This window comes from Pseudonocardia sp. NPDC049635, assembly GCF_040659795.1.
GTDB lineage: Bacteria > Actinomycetota > Actinomycetes > Mycobacteriales > Pseudonocardiaceae > Pseudonocardia.
In genome coordinates, this window is record NZ_JBFAON010000001.1 from 325,120 (window position 1) to 339,252 (window position 14,133).

Consider the following 14,133-nt stretch of genomic DNA (forward strand, 5'->3'; position numbering starts at 1 on the left):
CCCGTACGGGGTGAGCCGGTGAGCGCCGTCGTCGGGTTCTCGGAGATCGTGCTGCCGCTGGCCGCCGGCCTGGCCGTCGTGGTCTCGTCGGCCCGCTGCGAGAACACGGGGCCCGCAGCCTGGCGTGGTGGGCCCGCGCGGTTGCTGGCCGGTCTGGTGACCGGTTCGTTCGTGCTGGTCTGCGTGCTGTGGGCGACCGTGTCGGGGCGCAGCGGCACCGAGTGGATCCAGATGCAGGTGCTGTGGCTCGCCCCGACGGTGTTCTGGGTGGGGGTGGCGCTGGTGGTGGCCCACCGGGGAGCGAGGTCTCGCCGGAACCGGGTGCGCAGCAGGCGGTCGCGGGTCACCCGCGGGATCGTCCGGTTCGGTCTGCTGTTCGCCGGCGGGGTCGGGCTGAGCTGGTTCAGCGCGCTGGCCCCGGTGCAGATGCTGCTGCTCGCACCGCGGGAGCTCACCTGGCCCGTCCCGGTCATGGTTCCGGTGGCCGAGTGGGTCGAGCTGGTGCTTCCGGCGACGACCACGTTCCACGGCCGGATGGCGGGCTGGGGTGGGAACCGCGCGCTGCTGCTGGTGCTCGGTGCTCTCGCCTGCTGGTTGGTGTGCCGGTCCGGCGCCGGACCGGTGGCGCGCCGCGGCGCCGCAGGTCCCCGGTCGTGGACGCTCACCGGGCGACTCGCGGTCTCCTCGGCTGCGGTGCTCGCCGTGTCCGGCACCGCGGTGTCGCTGCTGTGGCCCGGCGACCCGGCTGACTGGCGGCTCGGCTGGAGCGAGGGCCGCCTCGAGGTACCGGTCGACACCGGTGATCCCGCTGCGGGGACGATCGAGATCAGCTACCTCGTGCACCCCGCCACCGACACCACCCGGCCCGAAGGGGTGGTCGTCGCCGCGGTCGGCGGCCCGGCCGCCGCCAGCCAGTCCCGTTCCGCGCTGCTCGACGCGCTGGACGGGGTCGCCGGGACCCACGACATCGTGGTCAGCGACTACCGCGGTTTCGGGCGCTCCACTCCCCTGCAGTGCCCGGGGGTCGACATCGGCGCCGCCGAACCCGCCCCGGTGGCCGCCTGCGAGGCGGAGCTGGGGCCGCTCGCCGGTGCCCTGAGCGCCCGGCACGCCGCCGACGACCTGGAGACGGTCCGCCGGGCCATGGGTGTCGACCGGTGGAGCGTCTACGGCCAGTCCTACGGTGCCTTCTTCGCCCAGGCCTACGCGCGGGCCCACCCCGGTGCGGTCGATTCGGTGGTGCTGGACAGCGCGCTGCCGCTCGTCGCCGGACCCGACTACACCTACATGGCCTCGCAGGTCAGCGGGGACGGTCTTCCCCCGGCCTGGCACGAGGAGGTCGAGCGGGCGAGGAACGGGGCCGGCGACGGTCCGGACGTCACCGACCTGGCCGCGATCCACCTGTTCTCCACCTGGTCGGAGATCGCTGCCGGCCGGGACGCCGCACTCGCGCTCCCCGCGCCGCAGCGCGGGCCGGCGCTGGCCGCGCTCGGTGACGACCTGGACGCGCAGCTCGCGGCCATGCGCGCCGATCCGCTGGCGGCACTGGCGCCGTCCCAGGTGACAGCGCCGTACGCCTGCAACGACTACGCCATGCCGTTCGCCGGCAGTGCCACCGCACACGAGCGTGACTCGGCCACCCGCCGCCACGCCCGGGAGCGGCTCACCCCGAACATCGCGCCGCTGCGCTGGAGCGAGATCGACGACGCGCTCCGCGCCGCCAACGGGTTGTCGACGCACTCCTTCCGCTACGAGGCGTGCCTGTACTGGAGCCACGTGCCCGACCCGGCACCGTCCGGGCTGCCGTCCGTCCCGATGCTCGTGATCAGCGGCTCGCGTGACTTCACGACCCCACCGGCGATGGCGGACGACATCGCGGCGCGCTGGGGAGCCGAGGTGCTCCACGTCGCCGGAGCCGATCACTTCGTGCTCGGGGACGACTCGGCGAGCTGTCCCAGGACGGTCGCGGCCGAGTTCCTGCGCGACCCCGCAGCACACCGGCCGGGCCCGGTGTGCCCACCGGTGGGCTGAGCGCGGCCGTCACCGGCTGGGTGAAGGGATGCCCGGTGGCGGCGCGGGCAGCGGGCCCGAGCTGTAGGTCCCGGAGCGCAGCCGGTCGTCGCGTTCCAGGGTGGGCCCCACGGCGTTGGGCCGGTACGGCTGGATCGACTGCACCTTGCCCCAGTCCCGGGCAGGGTCGCCCTCCAGGTAGGTCGGCAGCTCGTTCTGCTTGCCGATCACCGTGATCCAGCCGAGCGGGCCGCCCGCCTGCGGGGTGGACCAGCCCTCGCCGTCCGCACGCATCCGGCTCCCGTCGGCCTGCAGGCGGTACGCCGGGATCTCGGCGATCCCACCGGACGTCGCGAACGGGCGCAGGCAGGGGCTGGCCAGCGACACCGGGTACTCCAGGAACATCGGCTGGTCGGCGACGACGGTCGACAGCGGTGCCAGCTGGGGGGCGCGCAGCGGGGCGACCGCCAGCCAACCGTCGACACCCACCGAGTTGTCCTGGACCACCATCCGCACCTCGGTCGCGCTACGGGCCGGTTCCGGCAGGTCGAAGCGCAGCTCCCGCCACGGCATCTCCTCGCCGCGGCCGTCGTCCAGTGTGGTCTGTTCCACGATCCGTACCCGGCCGTCGTCGAGCCGGGTCGCGTACTGGACGGTCAGCCGGTTCCCGCCGCCCAGCCGGCCGGCCGCCGTCACCACCAGGGGGGTCGTGCCGGCCCGCTGGTCGGCGGTCAGCTCCGCCCACCGCGTGCGCAGGGTCCCGGTGTTCTGGCCGGACGGGTCGAAACTGCCGAACGCCGGTGCCGCGTCGCTGCCCAGGCCACCGGAGAGCACGTACTCGAACCCGGAGACGCCGGTGCCGCCCCCGGTCGGCGGGACGCCGTCGCGGCGGAACCCGGATCCGCCGCTGATCGGGTTGAGCAGTTCCGCGTCCGGGCTGTTCGGTGGGACGACACCGGGCGGCAGCGGCGCCGGGGGCGCGGTCGCCTCCCCCGGTGGGGGCGGCGGGGCGACGGTCGGGAGCAGATCGGGGTTGGCCGGCGGGGCCATCCCGGTCGGTTCCGGGGTGGCGGGGAGCACGCCGTCGGCCGGCCTGCGTTCGGCGTAGACCTGGCTGGCCAGCCCGCACGAGCCACCGAAGGGGTGCGACAGCGCGTCGGCACCCATCGACCAGGAACCGGACTGGTTCTGCATGGCGGTCGTCATCGACCACAGGTTGAAGGTGACGAGCATGCCGCACAGCAGGGCCAGCGGCGCGGACGTGAGCCGCAGCGCGCGAGTGGCCCGCAGCGCCGCGGACGCGTCGCGGCGCCAGTCCCGGGCCCGCCACCACCGGCCGAGCAGCGGCAGTCGGCCGATCATGTGTCCGAGATCGGCGAGCTGGTCGGGCCGGCGCTCCTCGCGGATCCCGCGCAGGTGTTCCACCCCGGCACCCGCGGCGAGCAGCAGGGCCAGCCCGAGCAACAGGGTCGACACCTCGTACCCGCCGAACGTCAGCTGTTCGTCGGCCCAGGGGACCCCCCAGTTGTTGGTGTACCACCAGGTGTTCGGTCCGGCGGCGCTCAACGCGGCCACCAGGAACACCGCGGAGAGGAACGCGAGCCGGTTGCGCAACGACCGCAACGCGTCGGATCCGGTGGCGATCGCGGCCAGCGCGACCATCCCGGCGCCGAGGCCGACCAGGTCGCCGAAGTGGTGGGTCCACTTCGTCGGGGTCATCGCGAAGATCAGGAACGAGATGATGGTGCTGCCGATCAGTCGCTGCGCGGGACCGAGCGCGGCGCCCGGGATCCGGGAGCGGCGGATCAGCACGACGACGCAGGCCAGCGTGCACAGCATGACCAGCAGGATCGGGAAGCGGCGGGCGATCGAACCGTCCGCGGTACCGGAGAACAACGGCGCGTAGCGGTTCTCGATCTCGGTGTACCAGGGCCAGTCCGGGCCGATGTCGGAGCGGATCCGGGTGGACTCGATCACCGCCGCCCAGCTCTGGTCGGCCCAGGCGATCATCAGGATGGCGGTGCCCGCGGCGAGCAGCGGAGCGAGCACCGGGATCGGGCCGAACGCCCTGACCCGGCTGCTGAGCAGCCGCCACAGCGGGCGGACCGCGGCCAGGAACGGGGCGACGGCGATCAACCCGGCCGGGTTCGCGCCGACCGCCATGGACGCGGCGAACAGGCCGAGGGCGAAGGGCAGCAGCCGCTGCAGCGCGATCGCCCGTTCGACGCACACCAGCGCGAGCAGCGAGCACACGACGACGACCGGTTCCGGGCGCAGACCGGAGTTGTACGCCATCCAGAACGCCAGGAACACCGCGGCCGCGGCCCAGGTCGCCGCGTGCGAGCGGCGGGCCTGCCTGCCCAGGCGTGGCAGCAGGCCGCGTGAGACCAGCCACCATGCGGTGATCCCCATCAGCACCGAGGGCAACCGCAGCCACAGCAGCGAGTCCGATGCCTGCACCCAGAGCGCGTAGAGGTCGTAGAACCAGCCGAACGGCGCTTCGGCGGCGTTGTACCAGCGGTAGTAGTTGCCGACGTAACCCGAGCTCGGGACGTCCCGGACGATGCCGAGGGTGAAGCCGTCGTCGGAGGTCTGACCGCCGATCGCCATCCAGACGAACAGCACCGCGGTGACGACCAGATCGACCGGACGCGGGCGGGCCCGGGACCACCAGCGGCGCAACCGTGGCGGCCAGCGCCCGGCCAGCCCGCCGACGACCTCCCGTCCGGCCCGGTGCGGGCTGCGGCCGAGGCGGCGGTCCACACCGGCGAGCGCGAGCAGCGAACCGATCAGTGCGACGCTCGCCACGGCGGTCGTCGCCGTCTTCCACACCGACGGGCTGGTGTCGAAGCGCGTGTCCGGGGTGATCCGGACGGCGGTGCCGGCGAGCGGGTCGAGGGCGCCGTCCAGATCGGAGTAGACGCCGACCGACTGCGGCCGCAGGTCGCCTTCGAAGGTCTGTGCCCCGGACCCGAGGTCGACCGTGCTGGAACGGGCGTCGGAGGTGATCCGGACCTGTGTCGGGCCGTCCCGCAGCGGCCCCGCCGCCAGCTCCTGCCCCCGGTTGACCAGCACCAGCCTGCCGTCGGACACCGACAGCGACATCCCGGAGCGGGCACCCTCCGGCGACTCGGGCGGCACCGTGGACACGACCGTCGCCGGGCCGGGGACGCGCGCGTCGAGTGTGCGGATCGCCTCGGCCGGGACGGTGACCGACATCGACTCGGGTCGCAGCGCGACCAGCGGGGCGTTGACGTCGGCGGTGCCGGTCGCCGGCGAGGGCCAGACGATCGTGTTCTCGTGCTGGATCACCGGGAGGAACGGCACGGCGACGGCCAGCACGAAGGCGAGCAGGCCGAGCCCGCCCGCCCAGCGCAGACGCAGCCGGTCGCGAGCGGTGTCGACCGGCTCCCGCTCCGCGACCGTCGGTTCCGAGGTGAGCACCGAACGACGGTAGCGATCGCGCAACGGACGGTCCGGGGGCCCCCTCGACGATCAAGCCGGGAGCCCGTCCCCGGTCAGCCGGCGAGGTTCCGGTGCCGGTCGCGGAACCGGCGACCCTGCAGCCACCAGCCGAGCAGCCGGGTGATCCGCGGCAGGATCAGGTACACCATGAGCGGGGTCAGCACGAGCGTCAGCACCGCCGTCCGCGGCACCACCGGCCAGTCCGCGACGAGCGCACCCAAGGTGACGGTGGCGAGCAGGTTCAGCGGGAAGAAGGCCAGCCAGATCGTGGTCGCCTGCTTCCAGCGTGGCGGGGTGGCCTGCGGTGGGCCGAGGGCCTCGATCTTCTCCGGGGTGTCGAACCAGCCTTCGATCCCGGTGCGGCGCTCGGCGCGGGTCATCTCGGCGAGCCCCTGGGCGGAGTCGAGCCACCAGCGGCGCTGCGGGCTGGCCTCCCAGGCGGCCAGCGAGTCCGGGGAGTCGAACCGGGCGAGCATGTGCCACTCGTCGGCCCCGGCGCGGGGGCGGACCCAGCCGCCGCCGAGGAAACCGGGGAAACCCTCGGCCATCAGCAGGCCCGAGCGGATCCAGGCGGTCATCTCGGCGGTGTGCGCGGGATCGGCGCGGCGGGTGAAGGAGACGGTGACCGGGGCGGTGGTCGCGTCGGCGGGGGTGGTGCCGGGCGACCGGACGCCGGTGGGGGTGTCAACGGCCATGCCGGAATGGTGGGTCCCCCGACCCGCTTCCGCACCCTCGCCGCACGACGTCACAGCGACCGCCGCACGACATCACAACGACCGGGCCCGGATCGCACGGCCTCGTCCCTCTCGTGGGTGCCGTGAGCCGGTGCCGGCACGCGGTCCGGTCCTGCGTCCGGTCACCGTCGGGTGGCCCGGATGAGCCGCTGCTCGCCGTCGGCGCCGGGGCCGACCTCGGGGAAGCGGGTCAGGAAGTACAGGCCGGCCAGCCACCAGCCGCCGATGATCGTCCACTCGGCCGACCCGAGCGCGGCGGGCATGCCCGGCAGGTACAGCGACAGCAGCACCAGGCTCGCGACGGCGGCGGTCACCCCGATCACCGGGCCGCCGCGCACCCGGAACGGGCGGGCGAGCCCCGGCTCGCGGCGGCGCAGCACCAGGAAGGTGACCGCGACCATCGTGAAACCCATCGTGATCGTGAGACCGCCTGCGTTCACCAGCCAGGTGAGCATGTTGTCGCCGAACAGCGGGGCGAGCACCGACAGGCCGCCGATGAACACGATCGCGTGCGTCGGTGTGCGGTACCGCGGGTGCACGTGGGCGAACCAGCGCGGCAGCATGCCGGACGCCGCCATCGCGTAGACCAGCCTGCTCGCCCCGATCAGGAAGGCGTTCCAGCTGGTCAGGATGCCCGCTATGCCACCGAGGACGAGCAGCGTGCCGAACGCGGGATGCCCCCACAGGCTGGTCATGGCGTCGGCGGCGGCGAGCTGGGAGTTCGCCAGGGCGACGTCGTCCAACGCGAAACCGGTCCCGACGACGATGACCACGTAGAACGCGATCGCCATCAGCACCGACACCACCAGCAGTCGTCCGATGTGCCGTTCGGGGAGCTTGATCTCCTCGGCGGACTGCGGGATGACGTCGAAGCCGACGAACAGGAACGGCACCGCGACCAGCACGCCGAGGATCCCGGCGAACCCGCCGGTGAACCAGGGCTCGGCGAGCTGGGCACTCCCGCCTGCGACGGTGCCGGTGAGCATGACGAACCCGACCGCCACCAGGAACGCGACCGCCACCGTCTGGGCCACGGCGGCCGGGCGGATCCCGACGTAGTTCAGCCAGGTGACGACGACGGCGCCGACGATCCCGACCAGTGCCCAGGTGGCGTACACGTCGTAGCCAGCGACCGTCCACAGCAGGCCTGCCGGGAGATCGGGGAACAGGTAGAGCGCGGTCTCGGGCAGCGCGACGGCCTCGAACGCGACGACGGACAGGTACCCCAGCACCATCGCCCACGACGCGACGAACGCCCATCGCGAGCCCAGCGCCCGCAGGACGTAGTGGTGCTCGCCGCCGGCCTTCGGCAGGGCCGACACCAGCTCGGCGTAGGTGAGCCCGACGACGGCCATCACCGACCCGCCGAGCACGAAGGCCAGCGCGGCGCCGGCGGTCCCGGCGCCGGACACCCACTCGCCGGCCAGCACCACCCAGCCGAAGCCGATCATCGCCCCGAAGCCGACGGCCAGCACGTCCGCCCGGCCCAGCGCCTTCACGAAGGTCTGGTCGTTGCCCATCGCGACAGGGTCGGGGACGGACGTTTCGTTCCGATAGTGTCCAGACCGTCGCGTCCGGGTGACCGGACGCTCCACTGCGTCAGGGGGCGTCACCGATGTCCGGCGTGCACACCCAGGCCGGGTACCGCATCCGGTTCGACTGGGGGCCGGTCGGTGCGGCCGCGACCGCGGGCGACGTGCTGGTGGTGGTCGACGTGCTGTCGTTCACCACGACCCTGTCGGTCGCCGCCGACCGGGGTGTCCCGGTCGTCCCGTGCCGGTGGCGCGACGAGCGCGCCGCGGATCTCGCGCGCGAGCACGGGGCGACCCTGGCCGTCCCGCGCTCGGCCGCCGGTCCGGGTGAGGTCAGCCTGTCCCCCGGCTCCGTCCGGGCAGCGTCCGGCCTGGAACGGCTGGTGCTGCCCTCCCCGAACGGTTCCGCGATCGCCGCCACGGCCCGGGTCCCGGTGCTCGGGGTGTCGCTGCGCAACCGGGCGGCCGCCGCCGACCGGATCCGCACGCTGCTCGGCACCGGTCTGCGGGTCACCGTGGTCGCCGCGGGTGAGCGGTGGCCCGACGGCACGCTGCGCCCTGCCGTGGAGGACCTGTGGGGTGCCGGTGCGCTGATCGCGGCACTGCCCGCCGCGGGCCGCTCCCCGGAGGCGCATGCCGCGGCCGCCGCGGCCGGGCCGGTGCTGGCCGATCCGGCCGGTGTGCTGCACGGTTGCGCGAGCGGGCGGGAACTGGTGGCGATCGGGTTCGGTGACGACGTCGAGGTGGCTGCGGAGCTGGATGCCGGCACCGCCGTGCCGGTGCTGGAGGCCGGCGTGTTCGTACCGGCGTGCGGATCGTGACCTCAGGGCGCGAGGGCGTGATCGATCACGGCGCGCAACGGTGCCCGGTCACCGTTCGCGGCGGCCCGGGCGGCGGTCGCGTTGACCACCGGGTCCAGGCCGTCCCAGGACAGCGGGTGCCCGGCGTGCCTCGCCAGCTGGGCGAGGAAGCTGCGCTGGGCGCGGCCGTTCCCCTCGCGGAACGGGTGCAGCTCGTTCAGCCCGGCGAGCAGCGTGGTGAGGGCGTCCAGCACCGCGGCGCGGCCGGCGCCCCGCAGCCGGTCCGCGGCGGCGAGCCGGGGGAAGATCCGGTCGGCGGTGGGCCGGATCAGGTCGGGTGTGCAGAACGGGTGCCCGGCGCGGGCGAGCGTGACCGTGCGGATGGTCCCCGCCCACGGGTAGACGTCGGAGAAGATCCGCCGGTGCACGCACTGCAGGTGCGCCAGGTCGTAGTCGCCGGGCACCGGGGAGCGCTCGAGACCGGCGATGCGCAGCGCCGAGATCCGGCGTTCGACCGCCGCGAGTTCGGCCGCGTCGGTGATGCCGATCCGGTTGCGGAGGACACCGTGCTCGAGATCGAGGTACGGGTCGAGGCTCACCGGTGGCGGGCGAGCACCTGCTCGACCGCGTCGTCGACGGTCAGCTCCTCGCGGGCGACCGCGCCGAGCAGCGCCATCCCCTCGTCGTCGATCTCCAGACCGTCCGCCGCCATGCTGCCGGTCGCGAACCGCACGGCGTCGGCCCAGCTCGGGGCCTGGACCGTGGGTGTGGTCGAGGACGTCACCGGCACAGCGTAACGCAGCGACGTCGGGTACGACCCCGACAGCCGGGGCCCCGTCCCGTCACTCGTCCGGAGCAGTGCGCACCTCTCCCCCGGCCCGGTCGTTGTACCCGGCGGTAACACCGGGCGCGGGGAGGCGGCAGCGATGAACCGGCGGCGTTGGGGCGCGGTCGCGTCGATCGCGCTGGCGACCCTCGTGGTCGGTGCGGCGATGGTGACCCCGGTACAGGCGGCCGAGGCGGGGCCGGCGCAGGTCCCGGACCTGCTCGACCCGCCGCCGCCCGGTTCCAACGACTGGGCCTGCACACCGACCGAGGAGCACCCCAACCCGGTGGTGCTCGTGCACGGGTTGTCGGCGAACCAGTCGAACAACTGGGCCTACGTCGCCCCGCGGCTCGCGGAGCGCGGGCACTGCGTCTTCTCCCTGACCTACGGCCGCAACCCGCTCGCCCCGCCGCCGCTGACCCAGGTCGGCGGGCTGGCACCGATGGAGGAGAGCGCGCAGGAGCTGGCCTCGTTCGTCGAGCGGGTGCTGGCGGCGACCGGCGCGGAGAAGGTCGACCTCGTCGGCCACTCCGAGGGCTCGCTGATGCCGAACCACTGGGTGAAGTTCCTCGGCGGCGCCGAGGTCGTCGACCGCTACGTCGGCCTCACCCCGCTGTGGGACGGGACGAACACGGCCGGCCTGGCGTTCCTGAACCGCACCGGGCAACAGCTCGGGCTGGGGCCCGCCATCGGACTCGCCCTCGATCCGCTGTGCGCCTCGTGCCGGCAGTTCCTGCGCGGGTCGGACTTCCTCGCCGCGCTGAACTCCGATGGTGGGCCGCGGGTCGACGGCGTCACCTACACGATGATCCTCACCCGCTACGACGAGCTGGTGGTCCCCTACACGTCCGGGCTGATGGACGGTGCGACCAACATCGTCCTGCAGGAGGGCTGCCCGGCCGACCTGGCCGAGCACGTCGCGGTCGCGTTCGACCCGGTCGCCCTGCAGCACATCTCCAACGCGCTCGACCCGGTCAACGCCGAGCCGGTGCGCTGCTTCCCGGTCGGGCCGGACGCGCCCCCGGCGACCTGACCGCCGGATCCGTCGGTGGCCCGTGCCAGGCTGCCGGGGTGACGACCGCCGAGATGCTGATCGCCGCCGTCCGGTCCGGGGACCCGGTGCACGACGCCGACCTGCCCGACTGCGACCTGCGCGAGGTGGACCTCACCGGGATGTGCCTGCGGGGCGGCTCGCTGGCCGGTGCGGACCTGCGTGGGACCCGGCTGGACCGGGCACGGATCTCAGGTACGTCGCTGGCCGGTGCGGACCTGCGCGAGGCGGACCTGACCGACGCCGAGCTGAGTGCGGTCGACCTGTCGGGTGCACGGCTCGCGGGCGCGCTGCTGGGCGACACCCGGTTCGACGGCTGCCGGATGCTGGGGACGGTGCTGCGCGGCGTGCGAGGGCTGGCCGCGTCGTTCGTGCTGACCGGGTGCAACCTGCAGCTGGCTGACCTCGGGGACCTGGCGCTGCGCGGGCTGCGGATCTCCGAGTGCGACCTGTCCGAGGCCGACCTGTCCGGCGCCGACCTGCGGACGGTGGTGTTCGACCGGTGCCGGTTGCGCGGGACCGTGCTGCGCGCCGCCCGGCTGGACCAGGCCGACCTGCGGACGAGTGACCTGGGCGAGATCACCCCGGACACCCCGCGCGAGCTGCGTGGCGCGGTCGTCTCCCCCGCTCAGGCCGCAGCGATCTGCGGGGCGCTCGGGCTGACCGTGATCGGGTAGTGCCTCAGCCCACCCGGTCGAGGCTGTCCTCCAGCTGCCCGGCGATCCACGGGTCCAGCCGGCAGTCGGGGTCGTCGGGTCCGGCCAGCGCGACCGGGCCCAGGCGCAGCAGGTCCGACGACGTGCAGGTGGCGCCCGGGTCCGCGGCGAGAGCACCGGAGTCGAGCGGGGCGGGCACCACCTGCCGTGACGAGCCGGCCGATCGTTGCTGCTCCGCCTGCGCCTCGTGGTAGGCGGCGAGCTCGGCGTCCCCGGCGGCGCGGGCCTGCTCGGCCCGCTCCTCGGCCTGCACACGCAGCTGTTCGGCGACCGTGCTGACCTCGGCGGCCTCGCGTGCGTCGGCCGCCTGCCGGGCCTGCGCGGCGTCGCGTGCTCCGGCCACCGCGTCCATCAGGATCTCCCCACCGCCCGGGACCGGCCCGGGACCGGACGCGACGCCGACCGGCGCGGTCGCGCCGACCCCGGTCACCGGCAGCGCGGTCGCGCCGGCCTCGGGGACGGGCAGTGCCGTAGCAGGGGCCTCGGCGACCGGCAGTGCCGCCACGACCGGGGCCGGTGCCGGGGTGCCCTCCGGTGCGGCGCCGGCCAGCAGACCTGCGGCCATTCCGGCGCCACCGAGCAGCGGAACCGTACCGAGCAGGGCACGCGTCGTCGGTGTGGGTGTTCGTCGATGCCGTCCGGTCATCGTGATCGCCTCCCGTCCCGTTCCCGATCTCCGTATCCGGAACGGTCCGGGGCGAAACGGCCCGCAGGGTCTCAGTTCCCCACCGCATCGAGGAGCTGGCCGTCGATCCACGGGTCGTGGGACCGCTCCCTGCCCTGCTCGTCGAGGTAACCGCAGTCGCGGTTGGTGATCCGGTTCGGCTCGGCCGGGTCGTCGAACCGGGGCGGTCCGTCGAGGTCGCATCCCGTTGCGGGGGCCGACGGGGTCCGCCCGGCCGCGGCACGGACCGCGTCGTCGGCGGCCAGCGCCGCGCTGTCGGTGGCCGGAAGGTCGAGAAGAGGACCCGTGCGCGGGACCTCCGCCGTGGCCGGTACGGCGGGCTCCTGGGCCAGGGGCGCCGCGGTGCCGCGGTCCAGCAGTCCGCCGCCGACGACGACCGCCACGACGGCGACGACCGCTGTGGCGGCGACGAGGACCGGCAGCGCGTCCAGGACAGCACGGGTCGACGGTGCACGGCGGGTCCGCTGCACCCGGTGACGTCCGCCCATCAGCGCCCCTCCGACTGGCCCGAACAGCTCAACGGCTGTCCCGATGATGACGCGCGGGCCGTCGGACCGCGACCGCCCGGATGGCTGGTCACTCTCCGCCGGTCCTTCGCTGTTCCGCCGGTGCGCCCGCAGGCTGCTCGGGCGCCGGGGCCGCACCGTCCTGCGGCGGGGCCGGTTCCGGGGTGGGTTCGACCGGTGCGGCGGGCGGCGGTGCGGGCGGTTCGGCCGCGCGGCGGTCCCGCTCCCGGGTCTGATCGCGGCGGAGCTCGTCCTGCACGACGCGCCGCTGTTCGGCCCGCTGCTGCTGTTCGGCCCGCTGCTGCTGTTCGGCCCGCTGCGCGGCCCGTCGTTCCGCGGCGGCGCGCGCGGTGACGGCACGTGCGGCCTCGCCCGCGGCGTGCGCTGCGGCGTCACCGCTCAGGCCGGTCAGGACGGTGTCGCCGAGATCGGCACCGGGCGGTACGGCCGGGCGGGGTGTGGTCGACGTCCGCTCCGGACCGGATGCGGCGGGGGCGGGCCGGTCGGCGAAGGTCGGGATCGGGACGCTGTCCCCCATCCGTTCGTCGGCCGGTGCGGCCCGGCCGGTGAGCAGGCTCGCGACGACGGCGACGAGCACGAGCAGCAGCGGCGGCCCGCCGATCAGCAGGGTACGCAGCGGTCCGCGGCGGTGCGGGCGACGCGGCGGGGGTTCGGCTGCGGTCCAGGTCGTGGAGTCGCCCGGCCGGACCTCCGGCATACGATGGCGTGCTGCCATCAGCAGTAACCAACTGGGCTGATCAGAGCAGTCATACGGCCACCATGACGGGCGGATCGTGCCGCGGTCATGCGCCGAACGGGTGGGTGAGGCCGCCCGTACGGGGTCAGTCCGGGATCTGTGAGAGCGCTGGGCCCGGCGTCCGGTCGTCGCGTTCGCGGGCCTGCTGGAGCGCGAGGCGAAGTCGCAGCAACGCGCCGCTCTCCTCGACGGCGCGGAGCTCCCTGCGCACCTCGTCGCGGACGTCCCGGCCGGGGCGGTCGGTGCGCGGATGCACGAGGATGCTGCGCGGGGCCGCGGTGCGGGGAGGCGCTGGTTCGGCGGGGCGCTGGTGCCGGACGTCCGGCGCGGTCGGCACCGGGTCGCGACCGGGCTCCGGTGCCGGCGACTGCTTCGGCAGCTCGAACACCTGAGGTGTCCGGGGTGCCGCGGGCTCCTGAGACGGCTGAGGTGTACGAGGCAGCTGCGACGGAAGCTGCGGTACCCGAGGCGTCTGAGCCGTTGTCCGGGGTACCGGATGCCCGTGGGCCGGCTGAGGTGTGCGAGGCCCCTGGGGCGGACTCTGCAGCTCTCGAGGCAGCTGGGGTGCACGAGGCCCCTGGGGCGGAGACTCAGGTGCCTGAGCCGGCTGGGGCACCTGGGGCCTCTGGGGTGCCGGAACCGCCGGAGACGCGGCGGCTCCTGCACCCGGGTTCGCGGCCGCCGGGCCGGCGGCACCCGCGGCGGCATCCGCGTCGCCGGAGCCGTGACCCCGGGGACCGGGGGCGGCCGGCGCGGTCGCGGCGGCGCCGGCCGCCTCCCCGGCGGCCAGCGCCGGAACCGGCACGGCCGGCGGGTGACCGCCCGGGGCCACCGGGCCGGGTGCGTCAGTGGCGTCGGGCGCCGCCGGGGCCGGTGACGGCCCGGCCGGGGCCGCCCCCGGTTCGGGTGCGGCCGAGTCCGGCTGCGGGGCACGTTCGGCGGGGCGGTCCGCACCGGCACCGATCACGACGGCGGCGGCCACCGCGACCGCACCGAGTGCGGGGATCGCGACCGCGAGGACCTTCCGGGCCAGGCTCGTGCCCGCCGCACT

13 protein-coding genes are annotated in these 14,133 nt (G+C 74.7%); 4 read left to right on the forward strand and 9 right to left on the reverse strand.

Annotation, left to right across the window (positions count from 1 at the left end; translation table 11 throughout):
- Positions 1-18: 18 nt before the first annotated feature.
- Positions 19-2,031: an alpha/beta fold hydrolase gene (locus AB0J24_RS01540; RefSeq protein ID WP_358673715.1), complete on the forward strand. Its 2,013-nt coding sequence runs from the start codon at positions 19-21 to the stop codon at positions 2,029-2,031.
- A 9-nt stretch (positions 2,032-2,040) separates the two neighbouring features.
- Here AB0J24_RS01540 and AB0J24_RS01545 read toward each other — a convergent pair whose 3' ends face one another.
- From AB0J24_RS01545 to AB0J24_RS01555, 3 genes are all read right to left on the reverse strand, one after another.
- Entirely contained in the window at positions 2,041-5,454 is a 3,414-nt protein-coding gene (locus AB0J24_RS01545) for an arabinosyltransferase domain-containing protein (RefSeq protein WP_358673718.1), read from the reverse strand.
- Between the two features lie 74 nt (positions 5,455-5,528).
- On the reverse strand, positions 5,529-6,170 hold the full coding sequence (locus tag AB0J24_RS01550) for an antibiotic biosynthesis monooxygenase (protein WP_358673721.1): 642 nt from the start codon (positions 6,168-6,170) through the stop codon (positions 5,529-5,531).
- A 161-nt stretch (positions 6,171-6,331) separates the two neighbouring features.
- Positions 6,332-7,729, reverse strand: a complete 1,398-nt coding sequence (locus AB0J24_RS01555; RefSeq protein ID WP_358673724.1) for an APC family permease — start codon at positions 7,727-7,729, stop codon at positions 6,332-6,334.
- 95 nt (positions 7,730-7,824) lie between these two features.
- Between AB0J24_RS01555 and AB0J24_RS01560 the strand changes: the two genes are divergently transcribed.
- Positions 7,825-8,562, forward strand: coding sequence for a 2-phosphosulfolactate phosphatase (locus AB0J24_RS01560; protein ID WP_358673726.1), 738 nt, complete (start codon positions 7,825-7,827; stop codon positions 8,560-8,562).
- Between the two features lie 2 nt (positions 8,563-8,564).
- Here AB0J24_RS01560 and AB0J24_RS01565 read toward each other — a convergent pair whose 3' ends face one another.
- Complete coding sequence (locus AB0J24_RS01565) at positions 8,565-9,140, reverse strand: Fic family protein (protein WP_358673729.1); 576 nt, start codon at positions 9,138-9,140, stop codon at positions 8,565-8,567.
- Positions 9,137-9,325, reverse strand: coding sequence for an antitoxin VbhA family protein (locus tag AB0J24_RS01570; protein ID WP_358673731.1), 189 nt, complete (start codon positions 9,323-9,325; stop codon positions 9,137-9,139). Before AB0J24_RS01570 ends, AB0J24_RS01565 begins: the two co-directional genes overlap by 4 nt.
- 142 nt (positions 9,326-9,467) lie before the next feature.
- Between AB0J24_RS01570 and AB0J24_RS01575 the strand changes: the two genes are divergently transcribed.
- Both AB0J24_RS01575 and AB0J24_RS01580 read left to right on the forward strand, forming a co-directional pair.
- A complete protein-coding gene (locus tag AB0J24_RS01575) occupies positions 9,468-10,400 on the forward strand; it encodes an alpha/beta fold hydrolase (RefSeq protein ID WP_358673734.1) in 933 nt (310 codons plus the stop codon).
- 38 nt (positions 10,401-10,438) lie between these two features.
- Complete coding sequence (locus AB0J24_RS01580) at positions 10,439-11,095, forward strand: pentapeptide repeat-containing protein (RefSeq protein ID WP_358673737.1); 657 nt, start codon at positions 10,439-10,441, stop codon at positions 11,093-11,095.
- 4 nt (positions 11,096-11,099) lie between these two features.
- On the opposite strand, the gene AB0J24_RS01585 is transcribed toward AB0J24_RS01580, so the two are convergent.
- The 4 genes from AB0J24_RS01585 to AB0J24_RS01600 all read right to left on the reverse strand — a co-directional run bounded on the left by AB0J24_RS01585 (position 11,100) and on the right by AB0J24_RS01600 (position 13,470).
- The gene (locus AB0J24_RS01585) at positions 11,100-11,780 is read right to left on the reverse strand and encodes a hypothetical protein (RefSeq protein ID WP_358673740.1); all 681 of its coding nucleotides are present in this window, start codon (positions 11,778-11,780) and stop codon (positions 11,100-11,102) included.
- Between the two features lie 71 nt (positions 11,781-11,851).
- Complete coding sequence (locus AB0J24_RS01590) at positions 11,852-12,307, reverse strand: hypothetical protein (protein WP_358673743.1); 456 nt, start codon at positions 12,305-12,307, stop codon at positions 11,852-11,854.
- 88 nt (positions 12,308-12,395) lie between these two features.
- On the reverse strand, positions 12,396-13,061 hold the full coding sequence (locus AB0J24_RS01595; RefSeq protein WP_358673746.1) for a hypothetical protein: 666 nt from the start codon (positions 13,059-13,061) through the stop codon (positions 12,396-12,398).
- A 106-nt stretch (positions 13,062-13,167) separates the two neighbouring features.
- Positions 13,168-13,470, reverse strand: a complete 303-nt coding sequence (locus tag AB0J24_RS01600; RefSeq protein WP_358673749.1) for a hypothetical protein — start codon at positions 13,468-13,470, stop codon at positions 13,168-13,170.
- Positions 13,471-14,133 lie beyond the last annotated feature (663 nt).

Coding starts and splice junctions, on each gene's coding strand:
- AB0J24_RS01550 (WP_358673721.1), bottom strand. CDS start 6,170: ATGGCCGTTGACACCCCCACCGGCGTCCGGTCGCCCGGCACCACCCCC.
- AB0J24_RS01555 (WP_358673724.1), bottom strand. CDS start 7,729: ATGGGCAACGACCAGACCTTCGTGAAGGCGCTGGGCCGGGCGGACGTG.
- AB0J24_RS01560 (WP_358673726.1), top strand. CDS start 7,825: ATGTCCGGCGTGCACACCCAGGCCGGGTACCGCATCCGGTTCGACTGG.
- AB0J24_RS01575 (WP_358673734.1), top strand. CDS start 9,468: ATGAACCGGCGGCGTTGGGGCGCGGTCGCGTCGATCGCGCTGGCGACC.
- AB0J24_RS01585 (WP_358673740.1), bottom strand. CDS start 11,780: ATGACCGGACGGCATCGACGAACACCCACACCGACGACGCGTGCCCTG.
- AB0J24_RS01590 (WP_358673743.1), bottom strand. CDS start 12,307: ATGGGCGGACGTCACCGGGTGCAGCGGACCCGCCGTGCACCGTCGACC.
- AB0J24_RS01595 (WP_358673746.1), bottom strand. CDS start 13,061: ATGGCAGCACGCCATCGTATGCCGGAGGTCCGGCCGGGCGACTCCACG.